Consider the following 25,842-nt stretch of genomic DNA (forward strand, 5'->3'; position numbering starts at 1 on the left):
TCCCCTGCTTCATCTGGCCACAAATATCCCGGGGGAGTCGCCCGGAACGGGCGGCGGGGGCAGAGCCCCCCTACCTACCCTGCCGCCAACTTGACAGGTTGTCCGTGGGGCGTCGTGAGGTAGGCTTGCTCCCAGGCCGCCGAGAAATCGGTAACGTCCTGTACGCTGGTTTCACCTATCTCGGCCAGGAAAGTTTCCAAAGTCTCCAGCCAAGCTTTGAAATAATCGTCTCCGCCATCCAGCTCCTTATCGAGCCCATGACGTTTTAACGTAGCGGAAAACTGTGTGGCCCAATCCGGCCAACTGAAACATCCAGACTCGTTTAGCGCGACGGTCAATGCAAATAGATCGGCATGCCAAGGAGCCGCGAAGACGGGTTCCGGGGCGGAATGTGTAAAGCAGTCGCTCATGCAGGTTCCAGATAGCTTTGCCAAAGATCGAGCACGACCTCGTCATGTGGGCTTTCCGGGTTTACCCAAAGTTCAGACGCTGGAAAGCCGACTGCGTACAAAGGCTCGGGTGCTTCCCCTAATCCGTGTGCGCTGGAATCTGGAAGCACATGTGTTCCGTGCACCCTGACTATTCGACCAACTGCACCTGATGCGTAAGCAGGCAAGCGCGTATGCCCGCCGTCTTTAAGACGGTTTGATGCCGGTCGTAACGTTCGAACCGCCTGGCCGGGTTCGAATTGTACCGGGATGTTTGACGGTCGGTCCGCCGGAGCGCCTTTGGACAACGCGGCTGCTACAGAATCGGCCTTCAACATGCGCGACGTCAGGGGATGAGGTTTGTCTGTTTGCACCCCCTTTAAGTCATCCACGGTCAAAACGCCCTGTTCGACCAAAAGGTCGGCCAACGCGGATATCCATTTCTCGTAATACGAAAACCGGGCGTAGTCTTCCGGTGACAATTTCTCGCGTGCGTGGCGCGACGTGTCGATATTCCATTGCCCCAGAAAACCAGCGGCCAGAGTGACCGCAAGGGCGCGACCGTGCCACTCTTGCGGGAATACCGGCGCGTCTTCGGCGTCTGGTATGACCGGACCGTCGCCAAAGCGGCCGCCCATATCGTGAACACGGGTCATGATGGCACCCGTGGCAGTCCGGTGCCAATCATGCTGTCACGGGTTACCAGCGCCGCGAGTTCATCCTCGGTTAGACCTTCAGTGCCCTCTGGCCTCAATGGAAGAACAAGATAGCGTATTTCGGCGGTCGAATCCCAAACGCGAACAGATGTATCTTCGTCGAGCGTCACACCGAAGTCGGCCAGAACTTTGCGTGGTTCGCGCACGGCCCGGGCCCGATAGGCATCAGACTTGTACCAACCCGGAGGTATTCCCAACAGCGGCCACGGGTAGCAACTACACAGCGTACACACCACCATGTTGTGCAGCGACGGCGTGTTTTCGACCGCAACAATATGCTCACCCTGGCGGCCGAAAAAGCCCAGATCTGCGACGACGGGTGTTGCATCTTCTAACAGTGCCTGTCGGAATTCTGGGTCCACCCAAGCCTTGGCCACAACGCGCGCGCCGTTCTGCGGACCTATCTTGTTTTGATAGGTGTCTATGATTTCATCCAATGCCGCGGGATCAATCAAACCCTTCCGAGTCAGAATCGTTTCCAACGCTTTGACCCGCAGCGCAGGTTCAGGTGGCAAAAGGGCGTGCGGGTGGTCGTGATCGTCATGTGGCATGGGTGGAGGTTGCGCGATCATGTACCGATCTGTCCAGTCCCTTTGACGTGATACGCATCATCACCAACCGTGATGCGAACTCCTCCCTTGCCCCCGGAACCAAACTTGCATAAGTACCACGCGATACACGCCACGCTGTACAGGACCACCATGGAAAACGTCGTTCTCATCATCCATCTTCTTTTGGCTTTGGGCCTGATCGCTGTTGTTCTGATGCAGCGGTCCGAAGGCGGTGGTCTTGGCATGGGTGGCGGCGGCGGTGGTGCCATGACGGGCCGCGCGGCAGCGACAGCTTTGGGCAAGGTCACCTGGATACTGGCCGCGTGCTTTATCGTAACGTCGATCACGCTGACCATTCTGGCAGCCCAGAAGTCCTCGGGCAGCTCGGTCATTGATCGTCTGGGTGTTCCTGCCCCAGCCCCGGCTGAGGAAAGTGCACCTGCAGTTCCATCTGCCGACGATCTTCTGCCTCCGGCTCAGGGTGACAACGCTCCGTTGCTGCCGCAGGCCGACTGATCCACTACACTTAGAAATCTGAAAGAGAACTGCAACAGCATCTTGCGGTTCTCTTGCGCTATTGGCGCGAATCCTTTATATGTGAAGTCCCGTGGTGCTGCGGTTTTTTCAAGCCGCCGGGCAGTTGATATTGACGTCTCACGGGAGCAGCCGAAAAAACATGGCGCGATTTATTTTCATCACTGGTGGTGTGGTTTCATCCTTGGGCAAAGGACTGGCTTCGGCGGCCTTGGGTGCGCTGTTGCAGGCCAGAGGATACTCGGTTCGCCTGCGCAAACTAGACCCCTACCTGAACGTCGACCCGGGCACCATGTCGCCGTTTGAACATGGCGAAGTGTTTGTCACCGACGATGGTGCTGAAACCGATCTGGACCTTGGCCATTATGAGCGCTTCACCGGTGTTGCCGCGCGTAAGACCGACTCGGTCAGCTCGGGCCGGATTTATTCCAACGTGCTCGAGAAAGAGCGTCGGGGCGATTACCTCGGTAAGACCATTCAGGTGATCCCGCACGTCACCAACGAGATCAAGGATTTCATCGCCATTGGCGAGGATGAGGTTGATTTCATGCTGTGTGAGATCGGCGGCACCGTCGGCGATATCGAGGGCCTGCCCTTTTTCGAAGCCATTCGTCAGTTCAGCCAGGACAAGCCGCGCGGTCAGTGTATCTTTATGCACCTGACACTGTTGCCCTACATCAAAGCCTCGGGTGAGTTGAAAACCAAGCCGACCCAGCACTCAGTGAAAGAGCTGCGCTCGATCGGTCTGGCCCCTGATATTTTGGTTTGCCGTTCCGAGGGGCCGATTCCCGCCAAGGAACGCGAAAAACTGGCGCTGTTCTGTAACGTACGCCCCGACAGCGTGATTGCAGCGCAAGACCTCAGCACCATCTACGACGCTCCGCTGGCCTATCACCGCGAGGGGTTGGATCAGGCGGTTCTGGACGCGTTCCAGATCAGCCCTGCCCCCAAGCCCGATCTGGCCAAGTGGGAAGACGTCAGCGACCGTATCCATAACGCCGAAGGTGAAGTGAAGGTCGCTATCGTCGGTAAGTATACCCAGCTTGAAGACGCCTATAAGTCGATTGCTGAGGCACTGACCCACGGCGGCATGGCAAACCGCGTCAAGGTCAAGGTTGAATGGGTCGACGCCGAAGTGTTCGACACCGAGGATGCCGCGCCACATCTGGAAGGTTTCCACGCAATTCTTGTTCCGGGTGGTTTCGGCGAACGTGGTACAGAGGGTAAAATCAAAGCAGCCCAATACGCGCGCGAGCACAAGGTACCCTACCTTGGTATCTGCCTTGGCATGCAGATGGCAGTGATCGAAGCAGCCCGCAATGCGGCTGGCATCACCGAAGCCGGATCCGAGGAATTCGACCACGAGGCCGGTAAAAAACGTTTTGAGCCAGTTGTTTATCACCTCAAGGAATGGGTTCAGGGTAACCACAAGGTCGAACGCAAGGTCGGTGACGACAAGGGCGGCACCATGCGTTTGGGTGCGTATGATGCGGTGCTTGCGGATGGCTCAAAGGTCGCCGAGGTCTATGGCGGCACCAACATCGAAGAACGCCATCGTCATCGCTATGAAGTCGACATCAAATATCGCGAACAACTTGAAAAGGCCGGCCTTAACTTTTCGGGCATGTCGCCCGATGGCCGCCTGCCCGAGATCGTCGAATGGTCCGACCATCCCTGGTTCATTGGCGTCCAGTACCACCCGGAACTGAAGTCCAAACCATTCGAGCCGCATCCGCTGTTCCGTGAATTCGTACGCGCCGCCAAAGAGACGTCGCGACTGGTGTAACTCACCGCAAATTGAGGGCTGTTTCGGAATTTACTGTTCGAAACACCCTCTTACAGGGTTAACTGTCGCCAAATGACCAGACAGGAGACCTGCTATGACCGATCAAGCAACCCGCGCAGCAACCTTTGCCGCCCTGCACAAAAAGGGCGAGCCGGTCATTCTGTATAACATCTGGGACGCTGGTAGCGCAGGTGCCGTCCGCGATGCAGGTGCAAAGGCCATAGCGACGGGTAGTGCTCCGGTCGCCATGGCGCAGGGTTTTGGAGACGGGCAGAACATCCCGATGGAGTTTGCACTGGACAATGTCCGGCGCATCGTTTCAGCGGTTGATCTGCCGGTCACTCTGGACTTCGAAGGTGGCTACGCTGAGGACCCCGCCAACATTGCAGCAAACGCGCGCCTCGCGCTGGAAACGGGTGTCGTTGGATTCAACTTTGAAGACCAAATTATTGGAACAAAAGACCTTTATGACATCGAGACCCAGGCCGCCCGGGTCGCTGCCATGCGTGAAGGATGCGATGCGGCAGGTGTTTCGGCCTTTATCAACGCGCGCACGGATATCTTTCTGAAAGCCAAGCCGGAAACACATGACGAAGCGATGCTGGACGATGCAATTTCCCGCGCAAAAGCCTATGCCGACGCAGGGGCAAGTGGGTTCTTCGCTCCGGGTCTAAAGGATGAAAAACTGATTGCGCGCCTGTGCGACTCGACCGATTTGCCGGTCAACATCATCGCCTTACCCGGCACGCCCGATACAGCGACTTTGGCAAGACTGGGTGTTGCACGCATAAGCTATGGCCCTGTTCCGTATCGCCAGATGCTTGGATGGCTGCAGGAGCAAGCGGAACACGCAATTCAATCCGCTGGCTAACTCTTTTACCGTCGTCGATTTTTTGTGCGGGTGAAGCACGTTATGTGGCCGTATGAACATATGCGGCTATGTGCGGTAGTCCGTGCTTGGCGGGGTACCAAATATAGACTAACCTCGCAGTATGTTGAAAAAGTTCTTTCAGGCTTTCCGCCCGCCGCAGCATGATAAACTACCTGATCCAGATGCCGAGCTTGCGCTTGGGGCGCTGATGGTTCGTGTGGCTCAGGCGGATCGCGATTACAAACTGGAAGAAATCAGCCTGATCGACCGCATATTGGCCCGCCTCTACCAGCACAACGCGATCGAAGCGGCAAAGGTGCGGGCCACCTGCGAAAAGCTACATGCAGCCGCGCCCGAGACGAATACGTTTGGAAAGCTGATCCGCGAAACAACGGATCAACACGAACGTTTGGCCGCGCTGGATGCATTGTGGGAGGTCGTTCTGGCCGATGGCGAGTCCGATGAGGGCGAGATGAAAATCGTCGAAGAGGCCCGCATCGCAATGGGCCTGAGTTTCAAAGACAGCCAAACCGCCCGCGAGCGTGTGCAAAGACGCTTGGAAGAGACCTAGCTCACCTCTATATCTGGTTCATGTTTAGTGATTTTCTGTCCCGGCTGACGCAGCCGAAGCCCGATCCGCTTGCCGATGAAGATGCCCGTTTGGCCCTGACGGCCTTGTTGGTGCGTATTGCACGGTCTGACAACGATTACGCAGACAGCGAAATGGCCAGAATCGACCGGGTTTCTGCCGAGCGCTATGGTCTTTCGCCATTTGAAGCCGCTGCATTGCGCGCCCGAGCCGAAGACCTCGAGGCTGAAGCCCCTGACACAGTTCGCTTTACCCGCGCAATCAAAGAGGCCGTTGCTTACGAAGACCGGCTGGCGGTGGTTCAGGCCATGTGGTCAGTCGCGTTGGCGGACGGGCAACGGACAGGTGAAGAAGACTCTCTGCTGCGGCTTGTGGTCAGTTTGTTAGGCGTCAGTGATGTGGATTCCGCATTGGCCCGCCAGAAAGCCGCCAGTTCGTGATCGCGTCGTTGGGCATGTATGACTTGCCCGCGCTACAGCCCGCAAATGACCGTTTCTGGCGTTTGATTCGTCAAAACCTTGGCTACGGCCCCGAGGAGTTGTCCCGAGGCGTTGACGACTGGAAGGTCTGGCAAGATGAAGGCCTCGTGTTCGCCCAGACCTGCGGGATGCCTTATCGCAATTGTTTACACGGCAAGGTGCAGCTTGTCGGCACACCCGACTATGGGCTCAGAGGATGCCCGCCGGGATACTACCGGTCGATTTTTGTCGCAAGAAAATGCGATCCGCGGGGGTTGGAGGAATTAGTTAAGGGGACGTTTGCTATTAACGACTCAATGTCTCAATCGGGTTGGGCTGCTCCGACCGTCTCTCTGGCGCGGCTGCATCTAAGCCTCAGTGTCGTTGCGAAAACAGGAGGTCACGCCTTATCGGCGCAGGCGGTCGCAGATAGAACTGCCGATTTTGCTGCGCTGGACGCCCTGACGTGGGAACTTTTGAAAGAGCACACCACCCTTGGCGAGGGTTTACGCACTGTCGAGGTCACTGAACCCACCCCTGCCTTGCCGTACATCACATCACTTGGACAGGATGCTCAGCGCGTTGCCCAGTCCGTTCAGTCCGCCATCAACATGCTGTCTGATCAGGATCGTGATTTACTGCACGTACGCGACCTGATCTCAGTTCCAGCGGATGCATACCTGTCTGTGCCGAACCCGCCCCAAACGGCGGTCGACCTGCTCAATCCCTGACCAATTTGGTAAGAACGTCTGGTCATTTCGTCGGTTTCAGACCCTGAACGTGTCATTTGCGCATTGCATTGAGCTGAATTTTAAGCCCTAGTACCGCACCAACACCAACCAAACCTGGACAACCCGTGACAGATTCCACTCCGGTCATCGAGATCAAAAACCTACACAAGAGTTTCGGCAATCTCGAAGTGCTGAAAGGGGTGGACATTACAGCAAGACGGGGTGACGTCGTGTCACTGATCGGCTCGTCCGGTTCAGGAAAATCGACGCTTTTGCGGTGCTGCAATCTGTTGGAAGACAGTCAACAAGGGGAAATCCTGTTCAAAGGTGAACCCGTACGCTGGAGCGGAAAAGGCCACAATCGCCGTCCCGCCGATCCTAAGCAGGTTTTGCGCATCCGTACCAACCTGTCGATGGTGTTTCAGCAATTCAACCTTTGGGCTCATATGACCATCCTGCAAAACGTGATGGAAGCGCCTGTCACCGTTCTGGGCCGCGACAAAGCAGAGGTTGAAGACAGCGCGCGCAAATATCTGGATAAGGTAGGGATCGGCGACAAGTGCGATGTCTATCCGGCCCAGCTTTCCGGGGGTCAGCAACAGCGCGCGGCGATTGCGCGTGGACTGTGCATGGAGCCTGAGGCACTGTTGTTTGACGAACCGACATCAGCGCTTGATCCCGAGCTGGAACAGGAAGTGATCAAGGTCATCAAAGACCTTGCCGCAGAAGGCCGCACCATGATCATCGTCACGCATGACATGAAGATGGCAGCGGATATTTCCAGCCATGTTGTCTTCCTTCATCAGGGCCTCATCGAAGAAGAAGGCCTGCCGGAAGACATCTTCACTACCCCTGAATCCGAACGGCTTCAGGGCTTTCTCTCCGCCACTAAGGCGGCGTAAATTCTGGACAGAACTAAACTGGGGAGTAACCAATGAAAAACCTGATTCTGACCACTGCAGCACTGGCCCTGACGGCTGGTATCGCTATGGCCGACACCGTGCGCATGGGCACGGAAGGCGCTTACCCTCCGTATAACTTCATCAACGATGCAGGTGAGATTGACGGGTTCGAGCGCGAAGTGGGCGATGAGCTGTGCAAACGCGCCAACTTGGAATGCGAATGGGTCAAAAACGATTGGGATTCGATCATCCCGAACCTCGTCTCGGGCAACTACGACACGATCATTGCCGGTATGTCGATCACTGATGAACGCGACGAGGTCATCGACTTTACCCAGAACTATTTCCCGCCCACCGCTTCGGCCTACGTCGCAGCTTCGGAAGGTGTTGATCTGGAAGGTGGCATCGTAGCCGCGCAGACAGCAACCATTCAGGCCGGACACATCGCCGAAAGCGGCGCGACACTGGTAGAGTTCGCGACACCCGAAGAAACCATCGCAGCTGTGCGCAACGGTGAGGCTGACGCTGTCTTCGCCGACAAAGACTACCTTGCCCCGCTGGTCGAGGAATCAGGTGGCGAACTGATCTTTGTGGGCCCCGATGTACCGCTGGGCGGCGGCATTGGTCTGGGCATTCGCGAAAGCGACGGTGAGTTACGCGGCAAATTTGACGAGGCAATCACCTCGATGAAAGCCGACGGTACCTTGAACGAAATGCTGATCAAATGGTTCGGCGAAGGTACACCGACTTACGACACTGATGGTTCGATCGTAACCAACTAAGTGCCATCTCATGGCCCGGCGCCCCATCGTGTGCCGGGCCACCTTGGCCGATAACCCGGCCTGACGTTCGAAAGACGCCCGATGTTCTCCTATTGCGCTGATCCAGACACGCTCGGTACGTTCCGGTGGTTCTCGTGCTATCTGACCAATGGCGTTCATTGGTCCTTCTACCTGTCCTTTATCAAGGTTCTGGCTCTGCTGGCTGTCACAGCCCCCGTGGCGCTGAGTTTCGGCTTTGCCGGCGCAATGGCCGCCCGTTCGCATTTCCTGCCGCTCAGCTGGCTAGGGAAAGGGTATATTGCCGTTGTCAGGGGTGTTCCTGACATCGCATTCTTTCTGTTCTTCGTGATCGCGCTGGATCAGGCTTTTGAATGGACACGGCATCAGGTGATGTGCCCCGAATGGACAGACCCAGTACGACAAGGCAACGACTTTATCGTATGTCAGGCTGCGAAACTGCCGCTTGGCAGCGCCCCTGAATGGATTCACGAAACATACGGGTTTTTTCTGGCGGTCGTTACATTCTCGATCGTGTTCGGCGCGTTTGCGGCCAACGTTCTCTTCGGGGGTATGCGTGCAGTGCCGCATGCCCAACTGGAAACGGCCGAAGCCTATGGCATGACTCGTCGCCAGACGTTCTGGCGCATCCTTGTGCCCCAAATGTGGGTCTACGCCCTGCCCGGCTTGTCGAACCTTTGGATGGTGTTGATCAAAGCCACTCCGCTGCTGTTCCTGCTGGGCATCGAAGACATCGTCTATTGGGCGCGCGAACTGGGTGGCACCAAGACCTCGCGCTTTACAAGCTACCCTCACGGCGACTGGCGCATGTGGTACTTCCTGTTCCTGCTGATTTTCTACCTTGGCATGACCCGCGTTTCCGAAATCGGACTTGAGAAACTGATGCGGCGTTTGTCTCACGGTCAGGCCACCGCAGGCGGAGAGCTTCTGCGCAAGGAGACGACGGCATGAGCTGCTTGCAAACAATTCAGGATTACGGCCTGCGGTCGATCGGTTATGGCGAGCGGCTGCTACCCAAGACCGACTTTACGCTGTGCGAGCATTTTACCCTGATTGGCTCAGGGATGATCTGGAACGTCTATTTCGGTTTTGTTGCATTGGCGACCGGGTTCTTTTTGGCGACGGCTGTCGCGCTGGGAAAGGCCTCACCGAATAAATGGATACGTAAGCCTTCGGAATGGTTTATCTTTATCTTCCGCGGCTCGCCCTTGTTTATTCAGTTCTTCTTTGCCTATTTCCTCTTCCTGTCATTGAAGAAATCCTACCCAATGTTCGACGCGCTTACATCAGCTTGGCTTGGTGCGTTGATTGTCTTGTTCCTGAACACGGCCGCCTATTCGGGGGAAATCTTCTACGGTGCGCTTCGGTCGATCCCCAAAGGCGACATTGAGGCTGCTGATGCTTATGGCATGACAGGTTGGTCGCGGTTCCGCCGCATTGTCTGGCCAACAATGCTACGCCTTGCGTGGCCTGCATACACGAATGAAGCGATCTTTCTGTTTCAGTCCACCACGTTGGTCTTTTTCTCAGCCTTCCCAGCGTGGCAGCAGCGAGGAGACGCGCTGTATTACGCGAGTTACTTTGCGGATAAGACGTTTAATCCGTTCGTCCCCTACCCGATTCTGGCGTTCTATTTCATCCTGCTGACACTTGTGATCGTCTGGGGTTTCGGCATGGTTAACAAGCGGTTGAACCGGCACCTTCCCACTGCCCAGAAATCGAAAATGAGGTTCCGACTGAACCTCGCACGTTGATGCAGGGCGCCATTCGCAGTGACCTAACGGGCGTGCTTTTGCGGGCACGTTTTTTTCATTCCAACGCAAGTTAACATTCAGACGTTGCGCCATGTTTCCGAAGCTTTTGGGGGTAATGGTACCGCCTCCCTGGCTTGAACAGGGGACCTCTGGATCCACAATCCAGCGCTCTAACCAACTGAGCTAAGGCGGCACTCGTGAAGGGCGATGTACCGAACGCGCCCGGGGAATGCAAGAGGATTAAAGCTGAATTTTCCAGCTTTGTTCAACCAGATCGACGCCGAAAGAATGGACCAGACGACTGTCGGTCAATTGCCAGCCCATGGACTTGTAAAGCGCGCATGCAGCCTTGTGACTTTCATGCGTCCAAAGCTCCATTTTGACAAAACCCCTGTCCCGCGCATGCGACATACACGCCGTTAACATCTGTTTTCCCAACCCTTTTCCGCGGGCCTCTGGGACAAGAAAAAACAGGCGTAGCTTGGCAGTTTGTTCATCAAGTTTTACGCAAAATATGCTGCCCAGTTTGCGGCCGCTATCTTCTGCAATCCATCCGCGTTCGAAACTGGGATCATGGTTCACCACAAAATCATCCAGAATTTGATGCACTAACTGCGCAAAGCTTTTGTCGAACCCTTCGTCGCGTTCGTATAGGGTACCGTGCTGTTCAACCAGCCAAGGAACATCATTCGCATCAAACGGTCGAAGCTGAATATCATGCATACCCCATCTGATCGCATCGGCGGCTTGATTCTCAAGTCTTTGCGCGCTAGCACGAACCTTCATCTCCGGAGGCGCAAATGGGCATCAACACCGAACGTGACATTCAGGCCAACCTGCAGATCGGCCCCACCGATCAGGGAATGGTACGCCTGTTCATCGAAGCCGATGGCGTCGAGATTCCCATGGACTTTGAACCCGAAGAAGCCGAGGAAATCGCAGAAGAAATTCGCGCTGCGGCGCAAGCCGCACTGGCCGTAAAAAGCTGACGACCTAAAGCCTTGGGTCGCGCAAGGTTTGTAATCTGCGCGCGGCGTCCATCGCAAATTTCTGAATCATTTTCTTACGCCGCGCCGGAGCCACCTTTTCTTCCGGGGCCATACGCACGATTTCCGCGTCATAAGCGTCAGCAACAATCAGACCGGTTTGCGCAGGCAGCAGTTCCGTTGGAAAATCAATATCGACGGCCCAGAAAAACCTGTCACACCATTCCAAGTAACCCTGCCATTTCGCGTCTGACTGATAGTCAGCCCGACCGGACTTACACTCGACAACCCAAAGCTCGCCCCGGGGACCCAATCCCATAACATCCACACGAAGACCGCGTGTGGGTACGAACTCTTCCACAGACACAAACCCATGCGCCGACAAATGCCGCGCGACGCCTCGCGCAAGTTTTTGTCCGGGTTGAAGATCCAACGTCATTTCAGAAATGTGAACAATTAGAGAACAAAAGGCAAGGAGCAACACATTGAATCCAAAGTTTGGAATTGATGCGGTTAGGCATGTCCATCTTTCAGTGGTCCAATCGTATCGAAATGTCTCTTACCGCCCCAAAAAACGTTATACGGCGCAATGGAATGGTGTCTTGAAGACCGTTGAGTCGCACAGAAGAGAACAACCTTTTATCTTTGCACTATGGTCTATGCCGGTTGCGGTTATCGAACCGAAACAGATTAGCTGATGGAACGAGCACGGCTTTGAACGAAACAGTTGATGCCTGCCCCCTTGTGCGAACCCTCCGGACGCCCTAGGTAAGCGCTTGGCGGGTTCTGCCCTTCTTGTGACAGGTAGCATTCTGGTGGCCTTAAGCAATTCCGAGGGGGCTGGCTCTGTTCAGGTCCTGGCCTGATTACCCGGCGCCCACCTGTACATACAGGTCCTCGGGAATCAAACCGCACGGTTGACTGGTGGTCCCGCCACATCCTCATATAGACTGTCCTTCTACGCGGCGGGACCCAATGGACTTGGGTAGGTCCGTCGGTTATCAATGCCCTGACAAGAAACAGGTTTGAATATGATCGGACAATCGTGAGTCATAGCGCTGCTATCTGGACAATGGTCCGGAACGATGAGGTTTTTCTTAAATTATGGATCGACTATTATTCTCGCTTCGTTCCGCGAGAGAACCTATATATTTTAGTTGATGGAGCAGATAGTGCACTTCCAGTAAATCTGCATGGCTGTCAGATTATCACCTTTCCACACATTCCTCCGGGGCCAGGATGGGACCGAAAGCGTTGGAGTTTTTTGTCTCAGTTTGTAAGTGCATTGACTTACAGGTTTGAGGTGGTGATCGGCGGCGACGTAGACGAACTTATCGTTCTGGATCCCTTGGTCGGGAATAACCCAATCCAGTACATCCTGCAGAATACATATGAGAAAGTAATTTCTCCGTTTGCGATAGAAGTTGTGCACCGCTTAGATATTGATCAACCGCTCGACAACAAGCGTCCTATATTGGAACAACGCACGCATGGGCGCACTAAAGCGTCATATTGCAAACCGTGCATTACACGTACGCCAATAAACTGGAGCTTGGGTCAGCATTATTCCAATTACCCTACGCTACACTTGTCGTCTGATCTATTTCTATTCCATCTGCGGTTCTTTGATCGAGAAATCCTGCTAGAACGGCAAAAACTACGTTATCAACATACGATAAACTCCGAAGCAGATATTGTTCAAGGTGTGGCCGGCGCCGGCTGGATGAGAACAGTTGCGCAAGTGGATGCCCAGCTTCGTGACCTTGCCGAATTTGGCCCTCCAGAAACAACCGATTTCTCATTCAAGCGTTTTCGTCGGAAGATCGAGAAGCGGTGGCGGTTCGAAGAAAAACGAGGAATATGGAAGCATGCAAACTTTGTTGGTCAAAAGACATTTGTCATACCAGAGCGATTCAGGTCAATATTCTGAATTCTTTAAGAAAAATCGCAGAACACAACTTCTTATCTTTTTATCTCTTGGTGAACCAGGGAAAGGCGTTTGTTCGGCGTAATCGTCGTCCCGCGGCGCGGGCCTTGGGGTTTTTCGGCCATGCTCATGATTTTATACGCGAATTGTACGCCTGCAAACACGATCCCATTCATGAACCATATCATGAACAAAGCGATCAGGCCTATGTCAGAGCCGGTGATCAGATGACGCAAGTTTCCGACGTTCAATGCCAGCAACATACCTACGAAAACGGCCGCGATGACGAAGCCCCACGCGACTTGGGTGATATACAAGCGGATCAGTTTGGGCATGTTGGGCCTCCTTGCGCTACGACCGTAACTGTAGCGCAAGTCGGTTGCTGGTAAAGGCGTCAGAACGCCTCGGGCTGGGCTTCGCGGGCCATGTGGTCCAAAACGGCGTTGACGAACTTCGGCTCTTTGCCTTCGGGGAAAAAGGCGCGGGCCACGTCTACAAATTCGTTGATGACGACCTTGGGCGGCGTGTCATTTTGGGTCAGCTCAGCGCCCGCAGCGCGGAAAGTGGCACGCAGGGTCGGGTCGATGCGTGCGATCGGCCATTTGGCCACCAGTGCACGGTCCGTCATCTGGTCAATGGGGGCCTGATAGTTCACCGCATCCTCAACCAGTTTGCGGAACAGGCGGATGTCACCGTCCAGCATTTCTTCGCCCTCGTAGACGGCACCAAACCGGTGATCCAGAAACTCGGTCACAACCTGCTCGGTCGTCTGGCCTGACTGCTCCATTTGGAACAACGCCTGCACGGCATAAAGCCGGGCGGCAGATTTCATCAGGCGTTTCTGGTTGGCCGGTTTCGGCGCGTCTGTCTGGGTCATGCTGTCGTGGGTCCGTTGCTGTCGCCCGCCACAAGGATGGACTCGGACGGGGGCTTAAAGCCCACGCCCTTTTTGGAAGAGCCCCACTTACGGCTGAGCGCGATCAGATGCAAGGCCGCAGCGGCCGCTCCGCCACCTTTATTCATCTTTTCTGGATTGGCGCGAACCTCAGCCTGTTCGTCATTTTCGACGGTCAGGATGCCGTTGCCAATCAGAAGGCCCTGCAGGCCCATCAGCTGAATGGCGCGGCTGGAATCGTTGCACACGGTTTCATAATGCGTCGTCTCGCCGCGAATAACGCAGCCCAGCGCGACATAGCCGTCATAGTTGCACTGACGATCGGCCATGGCGATGGCGGTCGGGATTTCCAGCGCACCGGGTACTTCGACCACGTCAAAGGTGCCGCCTGCGGCCTCAATCTCGGCCTTGGCACCGGCGACCATATTGTCGGCGATGGCGCGATAAAACGGAGCCACCACCAGCAGCAGTTTCACCGGCTTGTCGAATGTCGGAGTCGGCAGGACGCCGTGTTTGTCTTGTTCAGCCACAATCAGTCTTCCTTGAGAATGGAACGGGTGCCGACGATGGACAGACCAAAGGCGTCGAGCCCCAGATATACGGTTTCAGGCGAGTCGGTCAGCAGTACCAGTTCCTGAATGCCCATCTTGGACAGGATCTGCGAACCAAGGCCGGTTTGCTTGATGGTCCGCGGGCCTTCATCTTCCGGCGCGTAAAGCGAGTTGCGCGGCTGGCGGAACAGGCAGACGACGCCCCTGCCTTCCTCGGCGATCTTCTCCATCGCGCGTGGCAATTCGCGCGAGGACTTGGGGCCAAGACCCAGAATATCAGGTGCTTCGTGCAGCGCGTGGGTGCGGGTTAGAACCGGTTCAGGCGTCGTGATGTCGCCTTTGATCATCACCACATGTTCGATGCCGTGGGTCTGATCGGTGAAAATCCGCATCTCCCATTCGCCCCCATATTCGGAGGTGACCGTTTCGCGCGAGGTTTCGACGACAAGGTTATCATTGCGCGATCGGTAACTGATCAGATCGCTGATCGTGCCGATCTTCATGTCATGGGTTTTGGCGAACTCCACCAGATCGGGCAGTCGTGCCATTGTGCCGTCCGGCTTCATGATCTCGCAGATTACACCCGAAGGATTCAGACCAGCGAGGCGTGAGATATCCACGGCAGCTTCGGTATGACCCGCGCGCACCAGCACCCCACCCCGCTTGGCCCGTAAGGGGAAGATGTGACCCGGTGTTGCGATATGCGCCATCGTGTTCTGTTCGTTGATCGCTGTTGCTACGGTAAGCGCGCGATCTGCGGCGGAAATCCCAGTCGAGACACCCTCACGCGCTTCGATTGACACGGTGAACGCTGTCTCGTGACGCGATGAGTTGTTCACGGCCATCATCGGCAGGCCCAGTGCATCCACACGTTCCGCCGTCATCGGCAGACAGATCAGCCCGCGCCCATGGGTGGCCATGAAATTGATCGCCTCGGCATCCGCAAACTCGGCCGCGATGACCAGATCGCCTTCGTTCTCGCGATCTTCGTGGTCGACCAGAATATACATCCGGCCTTTGCGCGCCTCTTCGATGATCTCTTCGATCGGGCTGATCGCGTCGCGCAGTTGCGCTTCGACGGGTCCGGGGGTTTCAAAGCTCATTGGGCAGCCTTTCGCTGAGCAAGTTTGCACGGGTGGATAGACCACCGCGCGCGCAAAGGCCAGTCTGCAAACGCCGCGAACCGGTCAGAACGCGGCGTTTCAATCAGGACATTTCGGCCAGACGCGCCACGTAACGGGCCAGCGTGTCGATCTCAAGGTTCACCTTGTCCCCAACCGAGACATCACCCCAGGTTGTCACCTCTTTGGTGTGCGGGATGAAGTTGATGCCGAAATCGCAATCGTCCACGTCATTCACGGTCAGAGATGTGCCGTTCAGTGCGACAGACCCCTTAGGCGCGATGAACCGCGCCAGATCCTTAGGCGCACGAAGTGTAACGCGGGTGCTGTCACCCTCATCCTGCACGGCAACAACTTCGGCTACGCCATCTACGTGACCAGAAACGATGTGACCGCCCAGCTCATCCCCGACCTTAAGCGCACGTTCCAGATTGACGCGTTTACCGAGTTGCCAAACGTCCAGATTGGTCTTCGACACGGTCTCGGCGCTGATCTGGACATCGTACCAGTCGTCGCCCAGCGCAATCACGGTCAGGCACACACCATCGCTGGCAATGGACGCGCCGATATCGATTCCGGCAGTGTCATAGCCCGTTTTGATGCGGGCCCGCAGATCACCCTGCTGGTCAAGCTCGGTTACGGTGCCAACATCGGTGACGATCCCAGTGAACATTTACTTTACCCTCGGTGTTTAGACTATGAGCCGTTGTCAGTGCCGAGGTAAGGGTAACCGCCCGTCCGGGCAAGCCCTGCCTTGCCGCACGCGGCGCAAAAAGGCATAAATTTGGAACCCAAAGACAAGAGCAGCACAGATGCCACCACTCACCACCGGCAATCAGGGCCGCGTTTTCCTGTTTTTACAGGGACCACATGGCCCGTTTTTCAGCAGCTTGGCGCACGCTCTGCGTAAAACCGGGGCTGAGACGTGGCGCGTCGGGTTCAACGCTGGTGACAAGGCTTTTTGGAGCGACCCTGGCAGTTACATTCCCTACACCGACCGCCCCGAACAATGGCCCGCTCGGTTATATGAGCTGATAACTTCTCTGGGCGTCACCGATATCGTGCTTTACGGCGATACGCGTCCAATCCACGCACATGCCGTGGAGATCGCGAACGACCGCAACATCACAGTTCACGTCTTCGAAGAAGGCTATTTGCGGCCTTGGTGGGTGACGTATGAGCGTGCGGGATCCAACGGAAACTCGCGTCTTATGACGCTAGACGTAGCGGATATGGAGCACGCCCTGGAACGATCCGATACGCAAGAGCCGCCCCCACCATCCCATTGGGGCGACATGCGACAGCACATCTTTTACGGGGCTCTCTATCACTGGTTTGTTCTGTTTCTTAATCAAAAGTACCGAAACTTTCGCCGTCACCGCGACCTTCCGGTCTCAAAAGAGTTCTGCCTTTATTTCAAACGGTTGATGTTCATGCCGTTCCACAGAATTCACCGCCGCTGGGCCACGCTGCGCGCGCGGAAAAGCGGCATGCCCTATCACCTTGCGCTACTGCAGCTTGGGCATGACAGTTCTGTTCAATCTCACTCGGACTATAAGTGTACGTCCGAGTTTTTGGAGCACGCCATCCAAGGCTTTGCAAAAGGCGCACCCCAGCATCACCAACTGGTCATTAAAGAGCATCCGCTTGAAAATCATCGGGAACCGTTGGGCCGACTCAGTCGAGAGATTGCCGCCCAATATGGGGTCGCCGACCGGGTCCACTATGTCCCCGGAGGAAAACTTGCCCGCCTGCTGAATGACGCGAATTCGGCAATAACGATCAATTCTACCGCTGGCCAGCAAGTGCTTTGGCGCGGCATCCCACTGCGGGCGTTTGGGCGATCCGTTTACGACAAACCCGAGTTCAACTCGCGACAGTCCATAGCTGACTTTTTTGCCAATCCGACGCCACCCGATGTAGCCGCATATCAAACCTACCGTCAGTTTCTTTTGAAAACCTCTCAGATCCCTGGGGGTTTTTATTCCAGACGAGGAAGGCGCCAGCTACTTAGGCGTGTGACGGACATGATGTTGTCAGCAGAGGATCCCTATCAGGCTCTTCTCAAGCCGAAAGAGGCGCGGACGACACAGTTGAAGGTCGTTGGTGGGCATAAACAGGTTGGTGCTGGAGTTTGAAGCATCGACCGGGTAACTTGAAACAAACAAAAGAAGACTGAGGATATTCGGCAGTGCAGCGCTTTCCTACCCAATGGGTGCGGGGGATTTCCCTTGTTGCCGCTTTTGGTCTGCTGGCCGCGTGCCAGCTCCCTAAGTCTGGCCCCAGCAAAAACGAAATACTTGCCGGTTCGGTGGAAAATGGCGGCAACGCCTTTGTCGTCGAAGTGGATGACCGAGTGGCTCAAGCCACGTCTGCGATCCCACATTTCGGATTCTCACAATCGTTTCGCAGCGCAGAGAACCTGAAAGCGGATACCGTTCGGCCGGGTGATGTTCTAAGCCTCTCCATTTGGGAAAACGTGGATGACGGCCTTTTGACGTCCCAGGCAGGCGGCGCCACTTCGCTGAACGATATCCAGGTCGACAGCGATGGCTTTATCTTTGTGCCCTACGCTGGCCGTGTTCGCGCGGCAGGAAACACGCCCGAGCAGCTGCGCCAGTTGATTACCGGTGAGCTGCGCGAGCAGACCCCTGACCCTCAGGTCGAGGTTCGCAGGTCTGCCGGAAACGGCTCAACTGTATCATTGAACGGCGAAATCGGGGCGCCGGGCATTTACCCAATCGAAAGCCCCACGCGCACATTGGCAGGGATGTTGTCGCAAGCTGGCGGCGTGTCTGTCGGGTCTGATATAGCGCTGGTAACGGTGCTGCGTGGAAACCAAAGGGGCACGGTCTGGTACGACGACCTCTTCAGCAACCCGGAACTGGATATCGCCTTGCGCGCCGGTGACCGCATTCTGGTCGAGGCCGACAGCCGCTCATATGTAGCACTTGGCGCGACGGGACAATCACGCGTCGCCTTTGACAGTCAGGATCTCTCGGCTCTTGAAGCTTTGGCTCAGGTCGGCGGCTTGCAATCTTTGTCCTCGGATCCAACAGGCATTTTTGTCCTCAGGAAAGAGCGACAGGACATTGCCAGAACCGTAATGGGACGGGCAGACCTGCAAGGCGATCAACGCGTGATTTACCTGCTGAACCTGACCGCCCCGAATGGCCTGTTCATTGCGCGTGATTTTGTCATTCGAGACGACGACACGATTTACGTGACCGAAGCCCCGTACGCTCAGTGGAGCAAGTCGATCTCATTGATCGCGGGCGGCCTCACCCCACTTGCCAATGTCACCACGTTAACGGGCGGGTGATGTCATCCGACATACCGGTAAACGATGAACGCACACAGCTGTTTGTCTACAACGGTGGTTTTCTGACAGACCGTCGGGTTCGGCGTATCCTTTCGCTGGCCGGGTACGACATAAAGCTGGGCAAACCCAAGGAAGCTGACAGTGTTGTTGGCGTCTGGGGCAATAGCCCCACCGCCCATCGCGGTCTGGGCGTCGCCGAGAGACACAGCGCGCCTGTCCTGCGCGTCGAAGACGCGTTTTTGCGATCGCTCCATCCGGGTCGCAGCGGCGAGCCGCCTCTGGGGTTGCTTCTGGATCGCTCTGGGGTCCATTTTGATCCAGCCCAGTCATCGGATGTCGAGACGTTGTTGGCGACCCACCCGCTGGACGACACGGCCCTGTTGAACCGAGCACGTGGCGCGATTGCGCGGATAAAGGAATTACATCTTAGTAAGTATTCGGCTTTCGATCCGACGCGCCCTCCGCCGGACCCGGGATACGTTCTCGTTGTCGATCAGGCACGCGATGATGCATCAGTCACCGCCAGCGCAGGTGACACAGCGCGCTTTCGCGAAATGCTGGTTATGGCGCAAGAGGAAAACCCGGGTGCCCGTGTCCTGATCAAGACTCACCCCGAGACGATCGCCGGGCACCGCAGCGGGTATTACTCGGAACAGGATCTGACGGACCGCGTGTCAGAATTTAGTGATCCTATTAGCCCCTGGTCGCTGCTAGAGGGCGCGGTCGGGGTCTACACGCTGTCCTCTCAGTTCGGGTTCGAAGCGATCCTGGCAGGGCATAAGCCACGTGTATTCGGCCAGCCGTTTTACGCTGGGTGGGGCCTGACCCAGGACGAAGCATATTTTCCACGCCGCCAACGCACACTAACGGCTGCTCAGCTATTCGCAGTTGCAATGATCCTGTACCCCACCTGGTATGATCCTTACCGGGATGAGCTGTGCCAGTTGGAGACTGTGCTGGACACTTTAGAAGCGTGCACCCGTGCGTGGCGACAGGATCATGCCGGTTGGACAGCTTCCGGCATGCGGCTGTGGAAGCGTAAACACCTGCAAGATGTCTTTGGAAGCGTCCATAAGGTCGAATTTACCAAAGGCCCGCCCCCGTCTTCCGCCAAACCTCACATGATTTGGGCCCGCCACGCCGATGGCCTTGAAAATGTCATCCGTGTCGAGGATGGGCTATTGCGATCCAAAGGGCTGGGCGCGCAATTGGTACCGCCCCTATCGCTGGTGACTGACGATCAAGGAATTTACTACGATCCGACACGCCCCAGTAAACTGGAAGAGCTCATCTCACGTCGGGAAAAACTGCGGCCGGATCAAGAGTTGCGCGCTGAAAAACTGGTGTCGCGTATTATTTCCGGGCAGATCAGCAAGTATAATGTCGGCGGCTCCCCTCCTGCCCTGCCCGATGGGTATCGGATATTGGTGCCCGGCCAGGTTGAGAACGACGCATCTGTTTTGTTGGGGGCTGGCAGTGTTCGTACCAACGCCGACCTGCTGCGCGTTGCACGCCAAGAAAACCCCAATACGATCGTGATCTACAAACCACATCCGGATGTCGAAGCGGGGCTGCGCGATGGGGCAATAGATGCAAACGACCTCGCAGACATCGTCGCGCCGCAGACAGACCCCGCATTGCTTCTGTCGCAAGTCGACGAGGTCTGGACAATGACGTCCCTGCTGGGCTTTGAAGCGCTGCTGCGAGGGATAAGTGTCACGACCCTAGGGGCGCCCTTTTATGCAGGCTGGGGGCTGACCAACGACCTTGGGAACGTACCCGCGCGACGTGGCGCGCGCCCTTCGCTTATGGGTTTGGTTCACGCTGCACTGATCGATTACCCGCGTTATTTTGACCCTGCCACTGGTCAACCCTGCCCAGTGGAAGTCGCATTGGCGCGGCTAGAGGATGGTGACGGGACAAACCGAGGACCTGCGTTGCGCCTGCTGTCAAAGCTACAAGGTGCTCTGGCCACTTACGCGCACCTCTGGCGACGTTAGCGCAGGGATCGCCTCCAACGATGCAGAACGTCCGGACCAACGGCCCGCGTTTCAGCAAGTTCGAACCGAGGTGCAGCCTCAAGCGTTTCAAGGCCGAGGGTGCCGATGGCAGGCAAACCTTCTGCACCAATGGTTAAGCCAGCGCTAAAACCTACCAGTTCGTCTACCAAATCGCGTTCAAGCAGCGACGCCGCCAGGGCGGAGCCCCCCTCGCAGAAGACACGAGTCAGGCCCGCGTGTCCGAGTTGTTGCAACAAATCCAACGCATCTATGTGGTGATCTTTCAAGGCACAAGGGATCAGACGCGCGCCCAGATTTTTCCACGCTTGCGCCCGTTCCGCATCGGGTGAGGGCCCGTGGCATAACCAAACCGGCACTTGCGCCGCGGTGCGGGCCAGATGCCCCATCAGAGGCAGGTCAAGATGCCGCGAGACAACGACACGAACAGGTTGCGCCTCAACCCCGAGGTCACGAACCGTGAGCGAAGGATCATCAGCCCGAGCCGTACCCGCACCGACCATAACGGCGTCATGGACGGCGCGCATTGCGTGAACCTCGCGCCTTGCCTGTGGCCCGGTGATCCACTTGCTGTGACCGCTGGCCGTTGCGATCCGTCCGTCAAAACTGCTGGCCAGTTTTAGGGTAACGAACGGTCGTCCTTGTTCAATCTTGAGGAAAAAGCCCGCGTGGTCCCGCTCGGCCAACTCCGACAGTACGCCGGTCGTGACTTCGACCCCTGCTTCTCGCAACCTTGCAAAACCACGCCCTGCAACGCGCGGATCGCTATCCTCGATCGGAGAGACAACGCGTTTCACACCAGCATCAATCAGCGCCTCGGTACAGGGTGGCGTCTTGCCGTGGTGGGCGCAGGGTTCAAGCGACACATATGCGGTGGCACCTTTTGCCGCCGCCCCCGCTTGTGACAATGCCTCGGTTTCGGCATGTGGACGTCCGCCATGTTGCGTCCACCCGCGACCAACGATCCGGTCATCGTTAACAATCACACAACCCACCGACGGGTTGGGCCAACACGTCCCCCAGCCGCGCCGACCCAAAGACAAGGCCAACGCCATATATCGCTTATCTGTTTCGCTCACTCGTCAGTCGAAGGCTGCGGCGGGCGCAGTTCGTGGACAAATTCCTCGAAATCATCGGCCGCCTGGAAATTCTTGTATACGCTCGCAAAGCGAACATAGGCGACGGTGTCAATACGCGCCAGAGCTTCCATGACAATCTCACCGATCTTGCTGGACGGGATGTCAGTCTCGCCCATGCTTTCCAAACGGCGCACGATGCCCGAGATCATCTGGTCGATACGCTCTGGATCAATGGGGCGTTTCTGCATGGAGATTCGGATCGAGCGTTCCAGCTTGTCCCGGTCAAAGTCTTCGCGTTTGCCGTTGGTTTTGATCACCACAAGATCGCGTAGCTGAACGCGCTCATACGTTGTGAAGCGTCCACCGCAGGCCGGGCAGAAACGGCGTCGACGGATTGCGACGTGGTCCTCTGCAGGTCGTGAATCTTTCACCTGAGTGTCGATATTTCCGCAAAACGGGCAGCGCATCCGCCGTCTCCTCGTCCCTAATTCCGCCTCTTTTTGTAAGCACTTTGGCTTACTTATCCACAACTATAGGGCAGCCGCTAGAGTTTGGGTAGTCGGAATTTTTCACCGCAAGATAAAGGGGTCACGCGAAATGCGCGGCAACCTTGCGGTTATGCGACATGGAGCGATGTTCAAACAGGTAAATCCCCTGCCATGTTCCCAGCACGGGTTGACCCGCCACCACCGGGATACTGAGCGACACTGGCAACAGCGCCGCCTTTATATGCGCGGGCATATCATCTGGGCCTTCATAGGTATGCTTCAGATAGGACATCGAAGGATGATCCGAAGCCGGCACAAGGCGCTCGAAGAAAGCGCCCAGATCGGTTTGCACCTCAGGATCCGCGTTTTCCTGTATCACGAGGGAACACGACGTGTGGCGCACAAACAGAGTCAGCAGCCCGTCCTGATCGACCGAGTTAAGCCAGTTGCGCACATTCCGGGTGAACTCATACAACCCAGGTCCGTGCGTCGAAATTAAAAACTCGGTCTGCAAGACGTGGCTACGCCCCTTTAGTCATCATCAATTTGCGTCCGGAAGCACAGTCCGTTTGCGCTTTGCACCGATCTGCTTTGGCCGGGTACAAAACCAATGGATACGGTCTTGGTGTCAAGACTAACACCTGCCGGTGGCGTGGTCGAGAACTGCACGGCTGTCTTGCGTCCAGTCGCCTCGCTTGGTCCATACCCGCGTGCTACGTAAATCGGTTGTTGCCAACCCAAACCCAACGTTCTGCGGGCATAGTCAGCCGCCGCGCACCAATAGCCTTCGACAGCGGTGCGGCCTCTTGGGATTACTTCGAACACGCTGTTACTGACCGGTACGGTTTGATAGTTGAACCGAGCAAAGCCACCCGCCGTGACCGGTGTGCTCAGTACGACCGCAGCAAGTGCGGCGTAAGTGATAACCTGTTTCATAATCATACTCTTTCCTGTTACGAGGTACGATTGAAAATAGTATAGCCGAATGACCAGCAAAGGCGGTTCACGATCAATTCAGCCCTAAAACGGGTTGGCGTGATCGGGTGTTAGCCACCCGTGATATCGGATCAAACGCCCCAAAAATGGCATGTCCGCAGAGACATCGAAGCGAAATCTCCCCTGCTCATCCTGCCACTCGACCGTCGATGATCTGGGCAGCAATACCTTTGGACATGGCGGCCCCAAAACCGCCAGATGTACAATTTCAATCGAGAGGCGCCCCTCTGAAAACACCGGCTTCATCCATAAGCGCAGCCACCCCATACGCTCGTGCACGCAGTGGGATTTGCTGTCGTAGGAAATGCGTGAGCGTGTGACATGATCGGCAAACTGCCTGATCCAGATACGGTCCGGCCCAGCCTGCGAAACAGTTAATTCCACGCGCATCCGCTGCCCATCTGGTGGAAAGCCCCCAAACCGCAAAGCCAGTCCCTTCAACCACCCTTTACCGCGCTTCACATCACACTGCCCGACATACCGCCCGACATCGCCGTGCAAACGCGCTAATGCAGGAGGCAGTTGCGCATCTTCGGGCAAGCACTCGCAAAATGCATCCGGCATCATCTAAAACCCATCGGGCATAAATCGGTCGACAATCTTCTGATCGGGAATCAGACAAGCTTCGCTCCGGCCAAAAACGTTGTATCTGTTTCGCGCGATTGCTCGGTACAAAAAGCCTTTGAGAAACGCGGGCAGGAATCTGCAAAGTGATAAAACCGGCCAAGGCCCCGGCAATGCCCGCATCGCAGCGGCGAAAGCATCCAGCTCCCGGTAAACTCTGCCTCGGACAACAACTAAGTTGGTTTCATAGTCGTCGGTCGGCAGACCCAGTTCAGTGTAAAGTTCTTGCCCAAGAGCGGACTGCGCAGTTGCGAATTTGAACCTTTGCGCTGTATCGTGATTGATCATGAACTGAAAAAAGCGGCTGCACAGAACGCACTCACCGTCAAAAACGATAAAGTCCTGATCATTTGCCAACCTACTCAACGCCACGTCCGGCATTCCCTGCATTTTGATTGCAGACAATGTCGCAATACAACCGTTTCCCGGCAATGCGACATGGGCACCAGAGTTAGGAATAGCGTGTCGGGGAGCCGCAGCAGACCTGCTCGACTTATGGGCTGGGCTCTGACCTCATCCCCGAAAGGTTCGACCCGACAACGCCGTACAGATAGATTTCCGAACTAGCTTATTCTTGTGACTTTCCGCCAAGCCCATTCGAAATCCCGACAATTCTGAAATTCAGATATCACCGTCTGACCGTGCAAGCCGGGTGCAAAAACAAAATCAACGCAGTATGATTACCAACATGGAAGTCGATATTGCACGCCTTCAGGTTCTCACACGATCGCTCGACAACAGGGCGCAGGATACGTCTGTCACGGATCGCGTACTGGAAAAATGTGGTCTGACTCGTGAAGACATCCAAACGCCCGCGGCCCTGTATAGCGCTCAGAAAGAGGCTCTGTTTGTTCGCTATGCTTGCGACACTTTGGGCGACGCGACCTTTGCCGCAGAGGCCGGGCTGGACTTCAAATCGTCTTCAAGCCTAACAGCCTACATCAGCAAATACTCTCGGGATCTCAAACAAGTTCTCGAGAACACATCGCGCTTTCACGGCATCATTGACCCAGCCCTGATGTTCAGCCTGCGCGTTGCCGGAAATTTTGCCGCGATCGAAGCCGAATGGAAAGACGCAAGCTATGCCCGGTATCATCGACGCACTGAGTTCCTGATGTTTGCGGGACTGGCACGTATGCGTGACCTTACACAGATCGATTTTTTTCCGATTGAAATACGTTTTCAACACGAAGTTGGCGAAAACCGAAAACACTATCAAAAGCTTGCAGGGTTTCCCGTCACATTTGGCGCCGAGCGACAAGAAATCGTTTTAGCGTTGTCCTCACTTGATTTGCCGGTCCCCACCTACGACCCCAAGCTACGCCAACATCTGCTGGAATACGGCGATCGCGTTCTGGCCGAACGAAGGCAGCCGGTGCAAAAGCTACGGGCCCAAGTCGAAGGCTTGATCACGCGCTCATTGCCCGGGGCAATCATCCACGCGGATGATGCCGCCGCCAATTTGGGCCTAAGCACGCGCACGTTTGCGCGCCGCTTGAAAGATGAAGGTACGAGCTATCGCGAGATTGTAGACGACTTGCGATGCGACCTTGCGCAGACGTTCATAACAAATGGCATGCCGCTGTCCGAAATTGCGTTTTCCTTGGGTTACGCGGATCAACCGGCGTTTTCGACCGCATTCAAACGGTGGACCGGGCAAGCCCCCAGTGCCTTCCGCAGCCGGTTGGACTTCTGAACCGGGCCTGAGACCGGGG

32 protein-coding genes and 1 tRNA gene are annotated in these 25,842 nt (G+C 56.1%); 16 read left to right on the forward strand and 17 right to left on the reverse strand.

Annotated elements, in window-relative coordinates; translation table 11 throughout:
* Nucleotides 1-74: 74 nt before the first annotated feature.
* Genes ACR0DG_RS10985 through nthA form a run of 3 tightly spaced genes read right to left on the reverse strand, consistent with a single transcriptional unit; the run spans nt 75 to nt 1,695 of the window.
* Nucleotides 75-410, reverse strand: a complete 336-nt coding sequence (locus tag ACR0DG_RS10985) for a nitrile hydratase accessory protein (protein ID WP_480697785.1) — start codon at nt 408-410, stop codon at nt 75-77.
* Nucleotides 407-1,084, reverse strand: coding sequence for a nitrile hydratase subunit beta (nthB, locus tag ACR0DG_RS10990; RefSeq protein WP_480697787.1), 678 nt, complete (start codon nt 1,082-1,084; stop codon nt 407-409). The genes ACR0DG_RS10985 and nthB overlap by 4 nt, the downstream gene beginning before the upstream one ends.
* A complete protein-coding gene (nthA, locus tag ACR0DG_RS10995; protein WP_480697897.1) occupies nt 1,081-1,695 on the reverse strand; it encodes a nitrile hydratase subunit alpha in 615 nt (204 codons plus the stop codon). Before nthA ends, nthB begins: the two co-directional genes overlap by 4 nt.
* 150 nt (nt 1,696-1,845) lie before the next feature.
* Here nthA and secG point away from each other — a divergent pair, with 150 nt between their 5' ends.
* The 10 genes from secG to ACR0DG_RS11045 all read left to right on the forward strand — a co-directional run bounded on the left by secG (nt 1,846) and on the right by ACR0DG_RS11045 (nt 10,120).
* Nucleotides 1,846-2,211, forward strand: coding sequence for a preprotein translocase subunit SecG (gene secG, locus ACR0DG_RS11000; protein WP_480697789.1), 366 nt, complete (start codon nt 1,846-1,848; stop codon nt 2,209-2,211).
* A gap of 160 nt (nt 2,212-2,371) precedes the next feature.
* Nucleotides 2,372-4,015 (forward strand): CTP synthase, encoded by a 1,644-nt coding sequence (locus ACR0DG_RS11005; RefSeq protein ID WP_480697791.1) that lies wholly within the window; start codon nt 2,372-2,374, stop codon nt 4,013-4,015.
* Between the two features lie 94 nt (nt 4,016-4,109).
* Nucleotides 4,110-4,886, forward strand: coding sequence for an isocitrate lyase/PEP mutase family protein (locus ACR0DG_RS11010; RefSeq protein WP_480697793.1), 777 nt, complete (start codon nt 4,110-4,112; stop codon nt 4,884-4,886).
* A gap of 121 nt (nt 4,887-5,007) precedes the next feature.
* Nucleotides 5,008-5,457, forward strand: coding sequence for a tellurite resistance TerB family protein (locus ACR0DG_RS11015; protein WP_480697795.1), 450 nt, complete (start codon nt 5,008-5,010; stop codon nt 5,455-5,457).
* Between the two features lie 20 nt (nt 5,458-5,477).
* On the forward strand, nt 5,478-5,915 hold the full coding sequence (locus ACR0DG_RS11020) for a tellurite resistance TerB family protein (protein WP_480697796.1): 438 nt from the start codon (nt 5,478-5,480) through the stop codon (nt 5,913-5,915).
* A complete protein-coding gene (locus ACR0DG_RS11025) occupies nt 5,912-6,664 on the forward strand; it encodes a phosphate/phosphite/phosphonate ABC transporter substrate-binding protein (RefSeq protein ID WP_480697798.1) in 753 nt (250 codons plus the stop codon). Before ACR0DG_RS11020 ends, ACR0DG_RS11025 begins: the two co-directional genes overlap by 4 nt.
* 125 nt (nt 6,665-6,789) lie before the next feature.
* Nucleotides 6,790-7,566, forward strand: coding sequence for an ABC transporter ATP-binding protein (locus ACR0DG_RS11030; protein WP_480697800.1), 777 nt, complete (start codon nt 6,790-6,792; stop codon nt 7,564-7,566).
* A gap of 32 nt (nt 7,567-7,598) precedes the next feature.
* Nucleotides 7,599-8,348: a transporter substrate-binding domain-containing protein gene (locus ACR0DG_RS11035; RefSeq protein ID WP_480697802.1), complete on the forward strand. Its 750-nt coding sequence runs from the start codon at nt 7,599-7,601 to the stop codon at nt 8,346-8,348.
* 81 nt (nt 8,349-8,429) lie between these two features.
* Nucleotides 8,430-9,317, forward strand: a complete 888-nt coding sequence (locus ACR0DG_RS11040) for an ABC transporter permease (RefSeq protein WP_480697804.1) — start codon at nt 8,430-8,432, stop codon at nt 9,315-9,317.
* On the forward strand, nt 9,314-10,120 hold the full coding sequence (locus ACR0DG_RS11045; RefSeq protein ID WP_480697806.1) for an ABC transporter permease: 807 nt from the start codon (nt 9,314-9,316) through the stop codon (nt 10,118-10,120). The genes ACR0DG_RS11040 and ACR0DG_RS11045 overlap by 4 nt, the downstream gene beginning before the upstream one ends.
* Nucleotides 10,121-10,236: 116 nt before the next feature.
* Here the strand turns inward: ACR0DG_RS11045 and ACR0DG_RS11050 are convergent.
* Nucleotides 10,237-10,313 (reverse strand) — tRNA-His (locus ACR0DG_RS11050).
* Between the two features lie 47 nt (nt 10,314-10,360).
* On the reverse strand, nt 10,361-10,843 hold the full coding sequence (locus ACR0DG_RS11055; RefSeq protein WP_480697808.1) for a GNAT family N-acetyltransferase: 483 nt from the start codon (nt 10,841-10,843) through the stop codon (nt 10,361-10,363).
* A gap of 77 nt (nt 10,844-10,920) precedes the next feature.
* On the opposite strand from ACR0DG_RS11055, the gene ACR0DG_RS11060 reads away from it, so the two are divergent.
* On the forward strand, nt 10,921-11,109 hold the full coding sequence (locus ACR0DG_RS11060; RefSeq protein WP_480697810.1) for a DUF6324 family protein: 189 nt from the start codon (nt 10,921-10,923) through the stop codon (nt 11,107-11,109).
* A gap of 4 nt (nt 11,110-11,113) precedes the next feature.
* Here ACR0DG_RS11060 and ACR0DG_RS11065 read toward each other — a convergent pair whose 3' ends face one another.
* Nucleotides 11,114-11,545, reverse strand: a complete 432-nt coding sequence (locus ACR0DG_RS11065) for an MmcB family DNA repair protein (RefSeq protein ID WP_480697812.1) — start codon at nt 11,543-11,545, stop codon at nt 11,114-11,116.
* Between the two features lie 606 nt (nt 11,546-12,151).
* On the opposite strand from ACR0DG_RS11065, the gene ACR0DG_RS11070 reads away from it, so the two are divergent.
* Nucleotides 12,152-13,036, forward strand: a complete 885-nt coding sequence (locus ACR0DG_RS11070; protein ID WP_480707149.1) for a hypothetical protein — start codon at nt 12,152-12,154, stop codon at nt 13,034-13,036.
* Nucleotides 13,037-13,068: 32 nt separating this feature from the next.
* Here ACR0DG_RS11070 and ACR0DG_RS11075 read toward each other — a convergent pair whose 3' ends face one another.
* The 5 genes from ACR0DG_RS11075 to ACR0DG_RS11095 form a co-directional block, all read right to left on the reverse strand.
* A complete protein-coding gene (locus ACR0DG_RS11075) occupies nt 13,069-13,368 on the reverse strand; it encodes a hypothetical protein (RefSeq protein WP_480697816.1) in 300 nt (99 codons plus the stop codon).
* Nucleotides 13,369-13,427: 59 nt separating this feature from the next.
* Nucleotides 13,428-13,910 carry a transcription antitermination factor NusB gene (gene nusB, locus ACR0DG_RS11080; protein WP_480697818.1) on the reverse strand — a complete coding sequence of 161 codons (483 nt, stop codon included), beginning with the start codon at nt 13,908-13,910 and terminating at the stop codon, nt 13,428-13,430.
* Nucleotides 13,907-14,458: a 6,7-dimethyl-8-ribityllumazine synthase gene (locus ACR0DG_RS11085; protein ID WP_480697820.1), complete on the reverse strand. Its 552-nt coding sequence runs from the start codon at nt 14,456-14,458 to the stop codon at nt 13,907-13,909. The genes nusB and ACR0DG_RS11085 overlap by 4 nt, the downstream gene beginning before the upstream one ends.
* 2 nt (nt 14,459-14,460) lie before the next feature.
* Complete coding sequence (gene ribB / locus ACR0DG_RS11090) at nt 14,461-15,582, reverse strand: 3,4-dihydroxy-2-butanone-4-phosphate synthase (RefSeq protein ID WP_480697822.1); 1,122 nt, start codon at nt 15,580-15,582, stop codon at nt 14,461-14,463.
* A 103-nt stretch (nt 15,583-15,685) separates the two neighbouring features.
* Nucleotides 15,686-16,273 carry a riboflavin synthase gene (locus tag ACR0DG_RS11095; protein WP_480697824.1) on the reverse strand — a complete coding sequence of 196 codons (588 nt, stop codon included), beginning with the start codon at nt 16,271-16,273 and terminating at the stop codon, nt 15,686-15,688.
* Between the two features lie 139 nt (nt 16,274-16,412).
* On the opposite strand from ACR0DG_RS11095, the gene ACR0DG_RS11100 reads away from it, so the two are divergent.
* The 3 genes from ACR0DG_RS11100 to ACR0DG_RS11110 are packed head-to-tail and all read left to right on the forward strand — an operon-like array spanning nt 16,413 to nt 20,922.
* Nucleotides 16,413-17,738, forward strand: a complete 1,326-nt coding sequence (locus ACR0DG_RS11100; protein WP_480697826.1) for a capsule biosynthesis protein — start codon at nt 16,413-16,415, stop codon at nt 17,736-17,738.
* A 53-nt stretch (nt 17,739-17,791) separates the two neighbouring features.
* Nucleotides 17,792-18,922, forward strand: coding sequence for a polysaccharide biosynthesis/export family protein (locus ACR0DG_RS11105; protein WP_480697828.1), 1,131 nt, complete (start codon nt 17,792-17,794; stop codon nt 18,920-18,922).
* Nucleotides 18,922-20,922: a capsular polysaccharide biosynthesis protein gene (locus ACR0DG_RS11110; protein WP_480697829.1), complete on the forward strand. Its 2,001-nt coding sequence runs from the start codon at nt 18,922-18,924 to the stop codon at nt 20,920-20,922. Before ACR0DG_RS11105 ends, ACR0DG_RS11110 begins: the two co-directional genes overlap by 1 nt.
* Here ACR0DG_RS11110 and ribD read toward each other — a convergent pair.
* From ribD to ACR0DG_RS11140, 6 genes are all read right to left on the reverse strand, one after another.
* Nucleotides 20,919-22,019, reverse strand: coding sequence for a bifunctional diaminohydroxyphosphoribosylaminopyrimidine deaminase/5-amino-6-(5-phosphoribosylamino)uracil reductase RibD (ribD, locus tag ACR0DG_RS11115; protein WP_480697831.1), 1,101 nt, complete (start codon nt 22,017-22,019; stop codon nt 20,919-20,921). The two genes, ACR0DG_RS11110 and ribD, sit on opposite strands and share 4 nt — an antisense overlap.
* Nucleotides 22,016-22,486, reverse strand: a complete 471-nt coding sequence (nrdR, locus tag ACR0DG_RS11120; RefSeq protein ID WP_037307671.1) for a transcriptional regulator NrdR — start codon at nt 22,484-22,486, stop codon at nt 22,016-22,018. Before nrdR ends, ribD begins: the two co-directional genes overlap by 4 nt.
* A 121-nt stretch (nt 22,487-22,607) precedes the next feature.
* A complete protein-coding gene (locus tag ACR0DG_RS11125; RefSeq protein WP_480697833.1) occupies nt 22,608-23,021 on the reverse strand; it encodes a secondary thiamine-phosphate synthase enzyme YjbQ in 414 nt (137 codons plus the stop codon).
* A gap of 17 nt (nt 23,022-23,038) precedes the next feature.
* Nucleotides 23,039-23,443: a hypothetical protein gene (locus ACR0DG_RS11130; RefSeq protein ID WP_480697834.1), complete on the reverse strand. Its 405-nt coding sequence runs from the start codon at nt 23,441-23,443 to the stop codon at nt 23,039-23,041.
* Nucleotides 23,444-23,527: 84 nt separating this feature from the next.
* Complete coding sequence (locus tag ACR0DG_RS11135) at nt 23,528-24,067, reverse strand: DUF4166 domain-containing protein (RefSeq protein WP_480707150.1); 540 nt, start codon at nt 24,065-24,067, stop codon at nt 23,528-23,530.
* A gap of 3 nt (nt 24,068-24,070) precedes the next feature.
* Nucleotides 24,071-24,532: a thiol-disulfide oxidoreductase DCC family protein gene (locus tag ACR0DG_RS11140; protein WP_480707152.1), complete on the reverse strand. Its 462-nt coding sequence runs from the start codon at nt 24,530-24,532 to the stop codon at nt 24,071-24,073.
* Nucleotides 24,533-24,815: 283 nt separating this feature from the next.
* On the opposite strand from ACR0DG_RS11140, the gene ACR0DG_RS11145 reads away from it, so the two are divergent.
* Complete coding sequence (locus ACR0DG_RS11145) at nt 24,816-25,823, forward strand: AraC family transcriptional regulator (protein WP_480697838.1); 1,008 nt, start codon at nt 24,816-24,818, stop codon at nt 25,821-25,823.
* Nucleotides 25,824-25,842 lie beyond the last annotated feature (19 nt).

The sequence above is a fragment of the Ruegeria sp. BG8 genome, assembly GCF_056538325.1.